Raw genomic sequence first — 13,642 nt, forward strand, 5'->3', positions numbered from 1 at the left:
CCCCGGATTGTCCGATCAAAGCCCGGCTTCCAAGGCCAGCAGTTCTTCCACCGTCTGGCGGCGGCGGATCAGGCGGTTGGCTTCGCCATCGACCAGCACCTCGGCCGCCAGCGGCCGGCTGTTGTAGTTGCTGGACATGGAGGCGCCATAGGCCCCCGCGTCATGAATGACGAGCAGGTCGCCGACGCGGGCGGGCGGCAGGTCGCGCGTCAGCACCTCGCCGCCGGGGCCTTGCGTGAACACATCGCCCGATTCGCACAGCGGCCCGGCAACGACGGTGGGCTGCTCGGCACCGCCGGCACCGATCAGGCTCATGGCGTGGAAGGCGCCATACATGGCCGGGCGCATCAGCTCGTTGAAGCCTGCGTCCACCAGCACGAAGCGGTTCGCGCCGGCGTTCTTGACCGCCCTCACCTCGGCCAGCAGCACGGCGCTCTCGGCGACGAGATAACGGCCCGGTTCCAGCTCCAGCTTCAGCGCGTGGCCTACCAGGCCTTCCGCCTCGCGGCGGGCGGCATCCCAGAGGCCGAAGTAATGCGCCACGTCGATGCGGGCGTCGCCATCGCGGTAGGGAATGGACAGGCCGCCGCCCGCCGAGATGGCATGCAGGTCATGGCCGGCCGCGACGGTCTCGCGCACCAGGCCCACCATGGCCTGCCCCACCTGGGCCAGATGCTCGTAGTCCACGCCCGAGCCGATATGCATGTGCAGGCCCACGAGCTTCAGACCGTGCCGGCGAATGGCGGCAAGGGCCGCGCCCAGGTCGGCATGCCAGATGCCGTGCTTGCTGTGCTCGCCACCGGTGTTGGTCTTGTGGCTGTGGCCGTGGCCGAAGCCGGGGTTGATGCGCAGCCAGACCGGGTGGCCGGACGAGGCCTGGCCCAGCTGCTCCAGCATGTCGATGGAGCCGGCATTGACGGGGATGCGGTGCTCGACGACCGTGGCCAGCGTCGCATGGTCCAGCAGGTCGGCCGTGAAGACGATCTCGTCGCCACCCGCGGTGTAGCCGGCCGCCAGGGCGCGCAGGATCTCGCCGCGCGACACCGAGTCGACCTTGACGCCGGCCTCGCGCAGCAGCTTCAGCACATGGATGTTGGAGCAGGCCTTCTGCGCGAAACGCACGACGTCGAAGCGCTTGAGCGAGGCGACGCGATCGCGGATGGTGGCGGCGTCATAGACCCACAGCGGCGTGCCGTGCTCGGCGGCCAGGGCCTGCAGGCGGGCGGGATTCAGGGCGGTGGGCAGGGGCTTGGTCATGGCTTGCAGCATGCGCTTGGCCACCCATTCAATCAAATTGCAATTTGTGCAGCGACAATTCAATCCTGATATGGATATCCAGCACCGCCACATCGAGGTCTTTCGCGCCGTCATGACGGCCGGCAGCGTCACGGGCGCCGCCGCCCTGCTGCACACCTCCCAGCCCACCCTGAGCCGCGACCTCGCGCGCCTGGAGCAGTTGCTGGGCTACGTCCTGTTCGAACGCGAGCGCGGCCGGCTCAAGGCCACGGCCCGCGCGCGGGCCCTGTTCGACGAGGTGGAACGCAGCTTCCAGGGGCTGGGGCGCGTCATTGAAAGAGCGCAGGCCCTGGGCCGTTCCGAGGATGCCGAGCTGAGCTTGCTGAGCCTGCCCGCCCTGAGCCACGCCCTGCTGCCCGGCGCGCTGGAGCGACTGTTGAGCGCCCACCCGTCCGCCCGCGTCTCCATCACCCCGGCCGAGCCGCCGCTGCTGGATGCCTGGATCAGCGAGCAGCGCTTTGACCTCGGCCTGGCCGAGCAGGCCACGCCGCTGGCCGGCGTGCGCGTGGAACCGGTGCTGGAGGCCGATGAAGTGGCGGTGCTGCCGGCCGGCCATGCGCTGGCGTCGCGCAAGCGGCTGGCCTTGCAGGACTTTCAGGGTCAGGACTTCATCAGCCTGGCCGAGGACGACCCCTACCGGCGCGAGATCGACGCGCGCTTCGAGGCCGCGGGCATCCAGCGTCGGCTGCGCGTGCAGACGCACAGCGCGGTGGCCGTCTGTGAACTGGTGCGGGCCCGGCTGGGTGTGGCCATCGTCAACCCGCTGACGGCCGCTGCTTGCGCGAGCGAGGGCCTGGTCGTACGTCCCTTGACGGTGTCGATTCCCTACCGCGTCTCGGCGCTCATCCCGCTGCACCGGCCGGCGCAGCCCCTGGTCGACGCGCTGCTGGCCGCGCTGCGCGCCTGAACGACAATCGAACGCAAAACACAGCCCTGTGCCGCTTGGCAGGCCAGGGACAGATTTGCACCAGGGAGATCAAGCGCATGTTCGGATTTCTTCGCAGCCCCGCCGTCGCGGTTTGCCTCGTCGGCTTCGGCGCCCTTTTCATGTTTCTCGGCCACAAGAACGCCGCCAAGGCTGCCGCCTTGAACGCGCATGGGAAGACGGCCGAGGCCGAGATCACCAAGCTGGAATGGCAGGAAAAGAAGAGAAGCCACGAGGACAGCAGCTACACCGCGCACATCCGCTTCACCACCGAATCCGGCCAGGAAATTCGCGATGAAGTCGGGGTTCCCCACGAGCTGGGCCGGGCATTGCGAGACAAATCAGCCCCGGCGGTGATGACGGTTCGCTACCTTCCCGAAGATCCGCACACGCTTGCCGACGTCAACAAGGAAGACTACTCCGATGCCGAGAAAGGCGTCGGGCGCTGGATGCTGTTCGGCGGTATCGCCATTCTGGTCCTGCGCTTCTTCTTCTCTTCAAAGCGCTCACGCTGACGCGTCGGCTCAGGCGATCCCCCAAGTAGCCCTCTGATCGGGGTTGCTTCGAGAAGCGTCAGCGTGCCGCCGTCGCCCTGACCACCGTCGGTTTCTCGCCAAAGCGCTTGACGATGCTGGCCTCGATGCCGGCCGCGTCCAGGCCGCACAGGCTCATCAGTTTGGCCGGGTCGCCATGCTCGACGAATTCGTCGGGCAGGCCGATCTGAAGCACCGGCACGCTGATGCCGGCGGCATTCAGCGCCTCGGTGACGGCGCTGCCGGCGCCTCCCATGAGGCAGCCGTCTTCGACCGTGACGATGGCGTCATGGGTGCGCGCCAGCTCGACCACCAGTTCGGTGTCCAGCGGCTTGACGAAACGCATGTTCGCCACCGTCGCGTCCAGGCGTTCTGCCACTTCCAGGGCCGGATACAGCAGCGTGCCGAAGGCCAGGATGGCGATGCGTTGACCGCTGTTGTGGCTCTCACGGCGCACCTCGCCCTTGCCCCAGGCCTGGGCCGTCATCTGCTTGACGGGCACGACGCCGACGCCGGCGCCGCGCGGATAACGCACCGTCACCGGGCCGTTGTGCATGAAGCCGGTGTACAGGGCCTGGCGGCATTCGTCCTCGTCGGCCGGCGTCAGCACGGCCATGTTGGGAATGCAGCGCGTGTAGGCGATGTCGTAGTTGCCGGCGTGGGTCGCGCCGTCGGCGCCGACGAGGCCGGCACGGTCCAGCGCGAACAGCACGGGCAGGTTCTGGATGGCCACGTCATGGACCATCTGGTCGTAGGCGCGCTGCAGGAAGGTCGAGTAGATGGCGACGACGGGCTTGATGCCCTCGCAGGCCAGGCCGGCGGCGAAGGTGACCGAGTGCTGCTCGGCGATGCCGACGTCGTGATAGCGCTGCGGGAAGCGCTTGTGGAACTCGACCATGCCCGAGCCTTCGCGCATGGCCGGCGTGATGCCCACCAGGCGCGGGTCGGCCTCGGCCATGTCGCACAGCCAGTCGCCGAACACCTGGGTGAAGGTCGTCTTGGGCGGCGTGGCCGGCTTGACGAAGCCCACAGCCGGATCGAACTTGCCGGAGGCGGCGTGGTACTTGACCGGGTCGGCCTCGGCCAGCTTGTAGCCGGCGCCCTTCTTGGTGACGATGTGCAGGAACTGCGGACCTTTCTTGTCGCGCAGGTTCTCCAGCGTCGGGATCAGCGAGTCCAGGTCGTGGCCGTCGATGGGGCCGACATAGTTGAAACCGAACTCCTCGAAGATGGTGCCCGGCACGACCATGCCCTTGGTGTGCTCCTCGAACTTGCGCGCGAACTCGTAGAGCGGCGTGTTCTTCAGCACGCTCTTGGCGCTCTCGCGGGCGGCGGCATAGAAGCTGCCGCTCATCAGTCGCGCCAGGTATTTGTTCAGCGCGCCGACCGGCGGGCTGATGGACATGTCGTTGTCATTCAGGATGACGAGCAGGTCGCCCATCAGGCCGCCATGGGCCACGCCGGCGTTGTTCAGCGCCTCGAAAGCCATGCCGGCCGTCATCGAGCCGTCGCCGATGATGGCCACGGCCTTGTGGTCCTCGCCCTTCAACTTGAAGGCCATGGCCATGCCGTGGGCGGCGGAGATGCTGGTGGACGAGTGGCCGGTGCCGAAGGTGTCGTACTCGCTCTCGTCGCGGCGCGGGAAGCCGCTGATGCCGCCCAGTTGACGCAGGCCCGGCATGCGGTCGCGCCGGCCGGTCAACACCTTGTGCGGATAGGTCTGGTGGCCCACGTCCCACACCAGCCGGTCGTCCGGGGTGTTGAAGACATAGTGCAGGGCCACCGTCAGCTCGACCGTGCCGAGATTGGAACCCAGGTGGCCGCCGGTCTTGGAGACACTTTCCAGCACATAGGCGCGCAATTCGTCGGCCAGGCGATGAAGTTCGGTGCGCGGCAGGCGGCGCAGGTCCGCCGGGCTGGCTATGTTTTTCAGCAGCGTGTATTCCATGGCGGTCCTCTTTAGTTGTCCCGCTCTACAACGGAGTCGGCCAGCAGGCTGAGGTGGCTCACATCGGCCAGGCCGCTGGCAGCCAGCGCCGCCTTGGCTTCCGCGCGCAACTGCTGCGCCAGCGCGCGTGCGGCCTCCAGGCCCAGCACGCTGACATAGGTGGGCTTGTTGGCGTCCTGATCCTTGCCGGCCGTCTTGCCCAGCACTTCGGAATCCTGCGTCACGTCCAGGATGTCGTCGACCACCTGGAAGGCCAGGCCCAGGGCCGAGCCGTAGTCCGACAGCGACTGGGTGGCCTGCGCCGAGGCCGGTCCGCAGGCTGCGCCCATCATGACGCTGGCCTGCAGCAGCACGCCGGTCTTGCGGCGGTGCATGTCGCGCAGCGTGCGCTCATCCAGGGCCTTGCCGATGCTGGCCAGATCGATGGCCTGTCCGCCGGCCATGCCGTCGTGGCCGGCCGAGCGGGCCAGCAGCGCGCACAGGCGCGCCTGCAGGGCCGGCGCGATGCCGGTGTCCGGCGTCAACACGTCGAAGGCCAGGGCCTGCATGGCATCGCCCGCCAGCATGGCCTGGGCCTCGCCGAAGGCCACGTGGGTCGTCGGCTTGCCGCGGCGCATCACGTCGTCATCCATGCAGGGCATGTCGTCGTGCACCAGCGAGTAGGCATGGATGAGCTCGACCGCGCAGGCCGCACGCATGGCGGCAAAGCTGTCGCCCCCCACCGCGGCGCAGCTTGCCTGCACCAGCAAGGGGCGAAGACGCTTGCCTCCACCCAGCACTGCATAACGCATCGCCTCGCCGAGGCCGGCCGGCGCAGTGGCGGGAACGAGATCGTCCAGCGCCGCTTCGAAAGCGTTCAAAGACGCCTGCACCCAGCGGTCAAAGTCCTGTGCATTCAAGATTCAGGGCCCTCCCAGGCCTTCAGTTCGGCGCCGTCCAGCAACTTCACCTGCTGCTCGACGGCTTGCAGCCTGCCGCGGCACAAGGCCAGCAGCTCGGCGCCGCGCTTGTAGCTGTGCAACAGCTGATCCAGCGGCAACTGCTGCCCCTCCATGGCCGCCACCATGCGCTCCAGCTCGTCGAGCGCCTGCTCGTAGCTGAGATCGGCATCGGCGTCGGTCGCGACGGCCTTGGTGCGGGGAGAGGACTTTGTCATTTCAAAACGCGAAACGGCAATTGTAGTCAGCGGACCCGGGCATTCCCGTAAGCGCCCGTCACCGCCCGCCGCCACCGCGCGACGGCATGGGTAGAATCCCGGACCTCTCGCCCGAGCGCGCACGCGCGCGGCACCTTCTCCACCACCTAGCAACCTGGCCGACTCGGCAACCCCGAGATGCGCCGGAGGGACGCAGCACCTCTACTCGCCTGAAAGACCCGCCTGGATCATGTCCGACCTGAGCCTCCCCGTCTCGGCGCTACAACGCAGCCAGACTCAGCTCCCGGTGAGCGCCTATTTCGATTCCGAACTGTTCCAGCGCGAGCAGGCCAGCATCTTCCAGCGAGGGCCCCGCTACGTCGGCCATGCGCTGGCCGTCCCTGAAATCGGCGACCACTACGCCCTGCCCCAGGAAGGCGAAGGCCGCGCCCTGGTGCGCTCGGCCTCGGGGCTGGAGCTGATCTCCAATGTCTGCCGCCACCGCCAGGCGCTGATGCTCCGGGGCCGTGGCAACACCCAGGCCAATATCGTCTGTCCCCTGCATCGCTGGACATATTCACATCAGGGCGAGCTGATTGGTGCACCGCACTTCGACCACGACCCCTGCCTGAACCTGAACCGCTACAAGCTGCAGGAATGGAACGGCCTGCTGTTCGAGGACAACGGCCATGACGTGGCCGCCGAACTGGCCCAGCTCGGCCCCCGCGCCCAGCTCGACTTCTCCGGCTATGTGCTCGACAAGGTCCAGGTCCACGAGTGCAACTACAACTGGAAGACCTTCATCGAGGTCTACCTCGAGGACTACCACGTCGGCCCCTTCCACCCCGGCCTCGGCGCCTTCGTCAGCTGCGACGACCTGGCCTGGGAGTTCGGCAAGCACCATTCGGTGCAGACGGTGGGCGTGCACAAGGGGCTGGAGCGCCCGGGCTCGCCGGTCTACCAGCGCTGGCATGACGAGCTGCTGAAGTACCGCGAGGGCCGTCCGCCCGAGGCCGGCGCCATCTGGCTGACCTACTACCCGCACATCATGGTCGAGTGGTACCCGCATGTGCTGGTCGTGTCGACGCTGCACCCGGTGTCGCCGCAGAAGACCGTCAACCTCGTCGAGTTCTACTACCCCGAGGAGATCGCCGCCTTCGAGCGCGACTTCGTCGAGGCCCACCAGGCCGCCTACATGGAAACCTGCGTGGAAGACGACGAGATCGCCGAGCGCATGGATGCCGGCCGCAAGGCCCTGATGATGCGCGGCGACAACGAGACCGGCCCCTACCAGAGCCCGATGGAAGACGGCATGCAGCACTTCCACGAGTGGTACCGGAACGAGATCGGCGCGCCGCTGTAATGCCCGCTCCGCTGCTCATGGTGGCGGCGACGCTGCTGTTCGCCACCATGGGGGTCTGCGTCAAGCTGGCCAGCGAGTTCTACGCGGCCAGCGAGATCGTCATGTACCGCGGCCTGGTGGGCTCGGTCATGATGGCCGTGCTGTCGCATCGCGCCGGCATCAGCCTCAAGACCCGCCTGCCCGGCATGCATCTGTGGCGCAGCATCTCCGGCGTCACCTCGCTGTGCCTGTGGTTCTATGCCATCGGCAAGCTGCCCCTGGCCACGGCCATGACGCTGAACTACATGTCGTCGGTGTGGATGGCCCTCTTCCTGCTCGGCGGCGCCGTGCTGATGGGCGCCCAGCGCCTGGACTGGCGGTTGATGGCTTCGGTACTGCTGGGCTTCGTCGGTGTCGCCCTGATCCTGCGGCCCACGCTGGACCAGCAGCAGCTCTGGCACGGCCTGTCCGGCCTGCTGTCCGGCATGATCGCCGCGATGGCCTATCTGCAGGTCACGGCCCTGGGCCGCGTCGGCGAGCCCGAGCTGCGCGTCGTCTTCTATTTCTCGGTCGGCGGCTGCGTGGCCGGCGCCGTCATCACCGCCATCGCCGAGGGCGGCCTGCACAGCCACACCTGGTGGGGCGCCAGTCTGCTGCTGGCCGTCGGCGTGCTGGCCACCACCGCCCAGGTCTGCCTGACGCGGGCCTATTCCATCGGGCGGCCGCTGGTGAACGCCTGCCTGCAATACCTGGGCATCGTGTTCTCCTTCATCTACGGCATGCTGCTGTTCAAGGACCCGCTGACCTGGTACGCCTTCTTCGGCATGCTGCTCATCATCGGCGCTGGCATTGCGGCCACGCTGCTGCGCAGCAAGGTCGCACCCCCAGCAAAAGACAGCCAGTTCAACCCCGCTGAGTCATGAAGCCCCTCGTCCAGCCGCACACCGCTGAACGCGGTGCGTCTGACCGGTCCCCCGAGGGGACGGCGATGCTTGCGGCATCGAGCCGCAAGCACATCGCCAGACGGGCCGGCTCGGGAGCGGCCCAGCGCTCGGCCCGGAATCGATCGCCGAATGGATCATTGACATGAAGACCTACACGACCCTCATCTCCCCCGCCGAACTGCGCGCGCTGTCCAACCCGCTGATCATCGAGTGCAGCTTCGACCTCGCCGACACCGAGGCCGGTGAGCGTGCCTACGCGGCCGGCCACATCCCGGGCGCCTTCTATCTGCACCTGGACCGCGACCTCTGCGGTGACAAGACTGCCGCCGACGGCTCTTTCCGCGGCCGCCACCCGCTGCCCGAGCGCGAGACCTTCGCCGCCACCCTGCGCCGCCTGGGCCTGCCCCCCGGCCGCCAGGTCGTCGCCTACGACCGCCAGGGTGGCCCCTACGGCGCCCATCTGTGGTGGATGCTGCGCTGGCTGGGTCATGCCGAGATCGCCGTGCTGGACGGTGCCTGGGAAGGCGAGATGTCGACCGATGTGCCGACGGCCACGCCCAGCGATTGGCAACCTGGCGAGCCGCTGGTCAGCCAGATCGATGCCGCCACGCTGCTGAAGAAGCTCGGCAGCGTCCGCCTCATCGACGCCCGTGCCGCCGAGCGCTTCCGCGGCGAGGTCGAGCCCCTGGACAAGGCCGCCGGCCACATCCCCGGCGCCAGCAATCGCTTCTTCAAGGACAACCTCGGTGCCGACGGCCGCTTCAAGCCGGTTGAGCAACTGCGCGCCGAACTGCAGCCCCTGGCCGCCGACGTCGTCGTGCACCAGTGCGGCTCCGGCGTGACGGCCTGTCACAACCTGCTCGCCATGGCCCACGCCGGCCTCGGCGACGGCCTGCTCTATCCCGGCTCCTGGAGCGAATGGTCGTCCGACCCGCGCCGCCCCATCGCCAAGGGCTGACGCACAAAGGCTTGATCTCCGACAAGCATTCCGTCCCCCGTTGGGCCACACTGTGGTTCTCCGCAACGACTGGAGGACCGAATGTTCAAGCGCATCCTCGTCCCCACTGACGGCTCCGACATCACCGCCCACGCGGTGGACACCGCCATCCAGCTCGCCAAGGTGCACGGCGCCCAGCTGCTGACGCTCAGCGTCATGGAGCCCTTTCCCTACAGCGCGGTCTCCGAGATCCAGCCGGTACCGCCCCAGGAGTTCATCGACGCCCAGCTGCGCGTCGCCACGCAGCGCGTCGAGGCCGTCAGCGCGTCGGCTGCGGCCGCCGGACTCTCCTGCAAGGCGCACACGGCCGAGGCCCTGCATGCCTGGGAAGCCATCGTCGACCACGCCAAGGCCGAGAACGTCGACCTCATCGTCATGGCCTCGCACGGCCGCAAGGGCTTTGCGGCCCTGCTGCTGGGCAGCGAGGCGCAGAAGGTGCTGACCCACATCGAGACGCCGGTGCTCATCGTCAAATAAAGCGAGCTAGGCCTTCTCGTGCGGAGGCCAGCAATGCGTTCCCCCGCCAGTTTCCGCGACGGCCTGGCGCCAAACGTGTTCCGGAAACAGGTCTCGCGCCGCCAGTTCGCCAATGAACTGAACCCCGCCTCGGGCTTCAGTTGGAACGATCACGCGGGTCTCGGTGCTGCGCAGAGAAATCAGAATGAGATCCGAGTTGGCAAGCCCTTCATCCTTGAAGCAGACCCGCTCGACGTCCGGCCAGAAGAATCTCTGATTCCATCGCTCCTCAAGGCCATCCAGCACCTTTGTCGCTGCACCACTTTCGTCAAATTCAACGGCCAATTGCTCGCTGATGGGCTTGGCCGGCGCAGCGAATCCGAACCGCGTTGCCCATAAATACATGGCGGCGGGAACGCCGAAGACACCGCAAAAGAGCAATGCGTTCAGCACCGACACATCGCTGCGGCGGCCCATGAAGAAGGGTGCGTCCATCAGCGCCGATCCCAAATTGGCCAAGCCGGCGCAAGCAATGCAGAGCGCGATGAAGGCGCCAACTATCTGAGCCGCCCTGCCCTTGAGCACGCACACGAGTGCGATGGCAAAGCAGAAAGCCCCGAACAGATAGGCTCCCCATGAGTGATCTGAGCCCTTCGGCGGAGTCACCATCACAAGGCCGAACACGCTGGCGAACAGCGCGAGGATCACGCGAGCAAGCCACGACATTCGGAGCTATTCAAGTCAGCCACATCGAATGGAAGCTTAGCAGTGCATCGCGAGGATGCCTGTTCACCTGTAGAGAACCCAACGCGCTACGGGCACCGCACGGGCGTCGATGGACAGACACCCATCACCGCCGGTGTCAACTCCGGCGGCGGCGCGTGCGCGGCGCTGACAAGCAAGACGGCTGCGCCGGCAATGGCGATGAAGAAGGTCCACAGAAGGCGTTGGGTGGAGGCTTGCATGTCGTGTCCTCGGTGACGTGAGCGTTGGAGCCCGGCGATGCCGAGGCGGCGGCCGCGGCACGCAGCAGGCCTGCTGCGGCCCAGGCCAGGCGGGAAGGAGGTGTGAATCGCATCGGATCGACTGTTCGGCCAACCGACTTTCCGGGGACTTACCGCGCCAGGCCCCGCACCGCAGTCGGGCCGGTAAGTCGTCGGTAAGACGGCCGCACCGACGATGAGCGCCCTTTCACCCTGCCCCTCCGGGAACGCCCATGCGACCGCTGTACCTTTCTCTCCCCCAACGCCTGGCCTTGTCGTGTGCTGCGATGGCACCGCTGATGGCCGCGGCCGCTCCCGGCGCCCAGGAGGGCCAGGCCTCGCCCTGGGCCCTGGGTATCGCGGCGATCTCCAAGCAGCAGCCCTATGCGGGCATGGACCGCGAGACCCGCGTGCTGCCCCTGCTGAGCTACGAGAACAGCTGGTTCAAGTTCAGCGGCCTGGGCGCCGAGATCAAGCTGCCGCGCCTGGGGCTGAACGACAAGCAATCCATCGACTTCCGGCTGCTGGGCCGCTTCGACATGGGCGGCTACGAGGCCGACGACGCGCCCATCCTGAAGGGCATGGACGAGCGCAAGAGCGGCTTCTGGATGGGCGCCAAGGCGACTTGGCGCAACGACGTCGCCCACCTGAGCGCCGACTGGTCGGCGGACGCCTCGGGCCACAGCAAGGGCCAGCGCTTCGGGCTCAGCCTGGAGAAGACCTTGCGCTTCGGACCGCAGCTGATGCTGACGCCGCGCCTGGGCGCAACGTGGCTGGACAAGAAATACGTCGACTACTATTTCGGCGTCCGCAGCCACGAGGCCAACGCTGGCCGCGCAGCCCACACCGGCAAGGCCGGCGTCAACACCGAGCTGGGCCTGCACAGCGCCTATCTATTCGACCGCCACCACTCCATGTTCCTCGACGTCGGCGTCACCCGCCTGGCCAAGGAAATCAAGAACAGCCCGCTGGTCGACCGCTCGACCGAGAACCGCGTGCTGCTGGGCTATCTCTACCGCTTCTGATGAATCGCATCCTGCTGGTCGAGGATCACGAACGGCTGGCGCAGCTCATCAGCCAGGGGCTGGCCAACGCCGGCATCGCCGTCGACGTCGTCGACCGGGTCAGTGCGGCCTGGGCGGCCCTGCAGCAGATCCCCTACCGCGCGCTGGTGCTGGACCGCGGCCTGCCCGGCGGTGACGGCCTGGAACTGCTGAAGCGGCTGCGCGACGCCGACCTCGGCACGCCCTGTCTGGTGCTGACCGCGCGCGACGCCCTGCACGACCGCGTCGAGGGGCTGGAGGCCGGCGCCGACGACTACCTGGCCAAGCCCTTCGCCATGGACGAGATGGTGGCGCGCGTGCGCGCGCTGCTGCGCCGGCCGGCACAGAGCCGCACGCTCGCGCCCCGGCTGGGCGACCTGCAACTGCACCCCGACGCCGGCACCCTTGGCTGCGGCGACGAGAGCGTCACGCTGGCGGCGGCCGAGATGCAGATCATGCTGCTGCTGGTGGAGAAGGCCGGCGAGACCGTCAGGCGCGGCGCCCTCGAAGCGGCCGGTTGGGGGCTGGACGAGGCGGTCACGCCCAACGCGCTGGACGTGGCCCTGCACCGCCTGCGCCGCAAGCTGGGAGCCGTGGGCTCACGCCAGCGCATCGTCAACGTGAGGAATCTGGGATATGCGCTTCGTGAATCGGGCGTGGACGAATAGCCTCAGCTTCAAGGTCATCCTGGCCTATGTGGCCGGTGTCGTCCTGAGCGTGCTGCTCATCGTGCTGGTCATCAAGGGCCTGCTGGCCTTCAGAAGTCCCATCCTGCTGGAGGAAGACGTCAACCAGAACGCCGAAGGCCTGGCGAAGCACATGAGGTTCGACGCGTCAGGGGTACCCGTCGGCTTTGACGAGAAGCATTCCTGGGTCTTCGAGACCATGAAGGAAGAGGTTGCGTATCGCGTCCTCGACAGCTCGGGACGGGTCGTCCTGCAGTCGCAGGCGGGCGATGCCTTCTGGCCGCCGGCCAGCGGCGAGGTGGCGGCGCCAAAGCCTGGACGCATCGATTTCACGCGGACCAACATCCCCTTCCAGGGTGCCACCGCGGTCATCGAACACGGCGGTCGGCAGTGGTTTTTTCAGATGGCCAACAGCGCGCGGCTGGCCGAGTTGATCAGGCTCGAGTTCGCGCTGCCCTTCATGGGCATAGGCATCGGCCTGTTCAGCGCGGTGCTGCTGTTCGTGTTCGGCGTCTGCGCCTTCATCACCATGCGCCATGTGCAAAAGCCCTTGCAGGCGCTGTCGGCCGCAGCAGCCGCGATCTCGCCGCGCTCCCTGCATGCCAGGCTGCAAAGCGAGCGCGCGCCCACCGAGATCGCGCCGCTGGTGGAGAGCTTCAACCGCGTGCTGGAGCGTGTGGAGCACGGCTACCGCGTGCAGCAGGAGTTTCTCGCCACGGCGGCCCACGAGCTGAAGACGCCGCTGGCCCTCATCCGCGCACAGATCGAGCTGATGCCTTCCGGCGAGGAACGCGGCGCGCTGCTGCGCGACGTGTCGCACATGACCCGCCAGGTGCAGCAGCTCCTGCTGCTGGCCGAGGCCAGCGAAGCGAACAACTACGGCCTGGCGCCGGTCGATGTGGTGGATGTGGCCCGCGAGGCCGCGGACTATCTCGCCCGCATGTCCCGCGCCGCACAGGTGGGCATCGAGCTGGCAGGCCCGTCGGACGCGGTGACCTGGCAGGCCGACCGCGGCGCCCTCTTCACGCTGCTCAAGAACCTGCTCGAGAACGCCGTGCAGCACGCACCCGCTGGCACGGCCGTGGTCATCGACGTGGAAGCCACCACGCTGTCGGTGCGCGACTTCGGCCCCGGCGTCGCGCCAGACCAGCTGGCCAAGCTGTTCGTCCGCTTCTGGCGCGGCGCCCATCGCCGCGACCATGGCGCCGGACTGGGCCTGGCCATCTGCCAGGAAATCGCCCAGGCCCACGGCTGGACGTTGACGGCGCAGCCAGGCGAGCCGGGCCTGCGGCTGGTGGTGTCGGCCGCCGGCTGATCTTTGGCCGCACTTGAGCTTGGCCCGCCACAATCGCCC

General features: G+C 67.7%; 15 protein-coding genes. 9 read left to right on the forward strand and 6 right to left on the reverse strand.

Going from position 1 to position 13,642, the window contains the following annotated elements:
* Positions 1–15 precede the first annotated feature (15 nt).
* Positions 16–1,257, reverse strand: coding sequence for a diaminopimelate decarboxylase (gene lysA, locus ACS5PN_RS09320; RefSeq protein WP_439463639.1), 1,242 nt, complete (start codon positions 1,255–1,257; stop codon positions 16–18).
* Between the two features lie 70 nt (positions 1,258–1,327).
* Between lysA and ACS5PN_RS09325 the strand changes: the two genes are divergently transcribed.
* Both ACS5PN_RS09325 and ACS5PN_RS09330 read left to right on the forward strand, forming a co-directional pair.
* Complete coding sequence (locus tag ACS5PN_RS09325) at positions 1,328–2,203, forward strand: LysR family transcriptional regulator (RefSeq protein WP_439463640.1); 876 nt, start codon at positions 1,328–1,330, stop codon at positions 2,201–2,203.
* A 77-nt stretch (positions 2,204–2,280) separates the two neighbouring features.
* Positions 2,281–2,736 carry a DUF3592 domain-containing protein gene (locus ACS5PN_RS09330; protein ID WP_439463641.1) on the forward strand — a complete coding sequence of 152 codons (456 nt, stop codon included), beginning with the start codon at positions 2,281–2,283 and terminating at the stop codon, positions 2,734–2,736.
* Positions 2,737–2,794: 58 nt separating this feature from the next.
* On the opposite strand, the gene dxs is transcribed toward ACS5PN_RS09330, so the two are convergent.
* The 3 genes from dxs to xseB are packed head-to-tail and all read right to left on the reverse strand — an operon-like array spanning position 2,795 to position 5,858.
* Complete coding sequence (gene dxs / locus ACS5PN_RS09335) at positions 2,795–4,702, reverse strand: 1-deoxy-D-xylulose-5-phosphate synthase (RefSeq protein ID WP_439463642.1); 1,908 nt, start codon at positions 4,700–4,702, stop codon at positions 2,795–2,797.
* 11 nt (positions 4,703–4,713) lie between these two features.
* Complete coding sequence (locus tag ACS5PN_RS09340) at positions 4,714–5,601, reverse strand: polyprenyl synthetase family protein (RefSeq protein WP_439463643.1); 888 nt, start codon at positions 5,599–5,601, stop codon at positions 4,714–4,716.
* A complete protein-coding gene (gene xseB, locus ACS5PN_RS09345) occupies positions 5,598–5,858 on the reverse strand; it encodes an exodeoxyribonuclease VII small subunit (protein ID WP_439463644.1) in 261 nt (86 codons plus the stop codon). The genes ACS5PN_RS09340 and xseB overlap by 4 nt, the downstream gene beginning before the upstream one ends.
* A 229-nt stretch (positions 5,859–6,087) precedes the next feature.
* Here xseB and ACS5PN_RS09350 point away from each other — a divergent pair, with 229 nt between their 5' ends.
* The 4 genes from ACS5PN_RS09350 (at position 6,088) to ACS5PN_RS09365 (ending at position 9,597) form a co-directional block, all read left to right on the forward strand.
* Positions 6,088–7,200: an aromatic ring-hydroxylating oxygenase subunit alpha gene (locus tag ACS5PN_RS09350; RefSeq protein WP_439463645.1), complete on the forward strand. Its 1,113-nt coding sequence runs from the start codon at positions 6,088–6,090 to the stop codon at positions 7,198–7,200.
* Positions 7,200–8,102: a DMT family transporter gene (locus tag ACS5PN_RS09355; RefSeq protein ID WP_439463646.1), complete on the forward strand. Its 903-nt coding sequence runs from the start codon at positions 7,200–7,202 to the stop codon at positions 8,100–8,102. The genes ACS5PN_RS09350 and ACS5PN_RS09355 overlap by 1 nt, the downstream gene beginning before the upstream one ends.
* Positions 8,103–8,265: 163 nt before the next feature.
* A complete protein-coding gene (locus ACS5PN_RS09360; RefSeq protein ID WP_439463647.1) occupies positions 8,266–9,081 on the forward strand; it encodes a sulfurtransferase in 816 nt (271 codons plus the stop codon).
* Positions 9,082–9,162: 81 nt separating this feature from the next.
* Positions 9,163–9,597 (forward strand): universal stress protein, encoded by a 435-nt coding sequence (locus ACS5PN_RS09365; protein WP_439463648.1) that lies wholly within the window; start codon positions 9,163–9,165, stop codon positions 9,595–9,597.
* Positions 9,598–9,603: 6 nt separating this feature from the next.
* On the opposite strand, the gene ACS5PN_RS09370 is transcribed toward ACS5PN_RS09365, so the two are convergent.
* Together ACS5PN_RS09370 and ACS5PN_RS09375 are read right to left on the reverse strand one after the other, a co-directional pair.
* The gene (locus tag ACS5PN_RS09370) at positions 9,604–10,284 is read right to left on the reverse strand and encodes a hypothetical protein (RefSeq protein WP_439463649.1); all 681 of its coding nucleotides are present in this window, start codon (positions 10,282–10,284) and stop codon (positions 9,604–9,606) included.
* A gap of 104 nt (positions 10,285–10,388) precedes the next feature.
* Positions 10,389–10,541, reverse strand: coding sequence for a hypothetical protein (locus ACS5PN_RS09375; protein ID WP_439463650.1), 153 nt, complete (start codon positions 10,539–10,541; stop codon positions 10,389–10,391).
* Positions 10,542–10,792: 251 nt separating this feature from the next.
* Here ACS5PN_RS09375 and ACS5PN_RS09380 point away from each other — a divergent pair, with 251 nt between their 5' ends.
* Genes ACS5PN_RS09380 through ACS5PN_RS09390 form a run of 3 tightly spaced genes read left to right on the forward strand, consistent with a single transcriptional unit; the run spans position 10,793 to position 13,603 of the window.
* Positions 10,793–11,584, forward strand: coding sequence for a MipA/OmpV family protein (locus ACS5PN_RS09380; protein WP_439463651.1), 792 nt, complete (start codon positions 10,793–10,795; stop codon positions 11,582–11,584).
* On the forward strand, positions 11,584–12,270 hold the full coding sequence (locus ACS5PN_RS09385) for a response regulator transcription factor (protein ID WP_439463652.1): 687 nt from the start codon (positions 11,584–11,586) through the stop codon (positions 12,268–12,270). Before ACS5PN_RS09380 ends, ACS5PN_RS09385 begins: the two co-directional genes overlap by 1 nt.
* Positions 12,239–13,603 (forward strand): sensor histidine kinase, encoded by a 1,365-nt coding sequence (locus ACS5PN_RS09390; RefSeq protein ID WP_439463653.1) that lies wholly within the window; start codon positions 12,239–12,241, stop codon positions 13,601–13,603. The genes ACS5PN_RS09385 and ACS5PN_RS09390 overlap by 32 nt, the downstream gene beginning before the upstream one ends.
* Positions 13,604–13,642: the final 39 nt, after the last annotated feature.

The organism is Roseateles sp. NT4, from assembly GCF_051857475.1.
Lineage (GTDB): Bacteria > Pseudomonadota > Gammaproteobacteria > Burkholderiales > Burkholderiaceae_C > Pelomonas.

Coding starts and splice junctions, on each gene's coding strand:
- lysA (WP_439463639.1), bottom strand. CDS start 1,257: ATGACCAAGCCCCTGCCCACCGCCCTGAATCCCGCCCGCCTGCAGGCC.
- ACS5PN_RS09325 (WP_439463640.1), top strand. CDS start 1,328: ATGGATATCCAGCACCGCCACATCGAGGTCTTTCGCGCCGTCATGACG.
- ACS5PN_RS09330 (WP_439463641.1), top strand. CDS start 2,281: ATGTTCGGATTTCTTCGCAGCCCCGCCGTCGCGGTTTGCCTCGTCGGC.
- dxs (WP_439463642.1), bottom strand. CDS start 4,702: ATGGAATACACGCTGCTGAAAAACATAGCCAGCCCGGCGGACCTGCGC.
- xseB (WP_439463644.1), bottom strand. CDS start 5,858: ATGACAAAGTCCTCTCCCCGCACCAAGGCCGTCGCGACCGACGCCGAT.
- ACS5PN_RS09350 (WP_439463645.1), top strand. CDS start 6,088: ATGTCCGACCTGAGCCTCCCCGTCTCGGCGCTACAACGCAGCCAGACT.
- ACS5PN_RS09355 (WP_439463646.1), top strand. CDS start 7,200: ATGCCCGCTCCGCTGCTCATGGTGGCGGCGACGCTGCTGTTCGCCACC.
- ACS5PN_RS09360 (WP_439463647.1), top strand. CDS start 8,266: ATGAAGACCTACACGACCCTCATCTCCCCCGCCGAACTGCGCGCGCTG.
- ACS5PN_RS09365 (WP_439463648.1), top strand. CDS start 9,163: ATGTTCAAGCGCATCCTCGTCCCCACTGACGGCTCCGACATCACCGCC.
- ACS5PN_RS09375 (WP_439463650.1), bottom strand. CDS start 10,541: ATGCAAGCCTCCACCCAACGCCTTCTGTGGACCTTCTTCATCGCCATT.
- ACS5PN_RS09380 (WP_439463651.1), top strand. CDS start 10,793: ATGCGACCGCTGTACCTTTCTCTCCCCCAACGCCTGGCCTTGTCGTGT.
- ACS5PN_RS09385 (WP_439463652.1), top strand. CDS start 11,584: ATGAATCGCATCCTGCTGGTCGAGGATCACGAACGGCTGGCGCAGCTC.
- ACS5PN_RS09390 (WP_439463653.1), top strand. CDS start 12,239: ATGCGCTTCGTGAATCGGGCGTGGACGAATAGCCTCAGCTTCAAGGTC.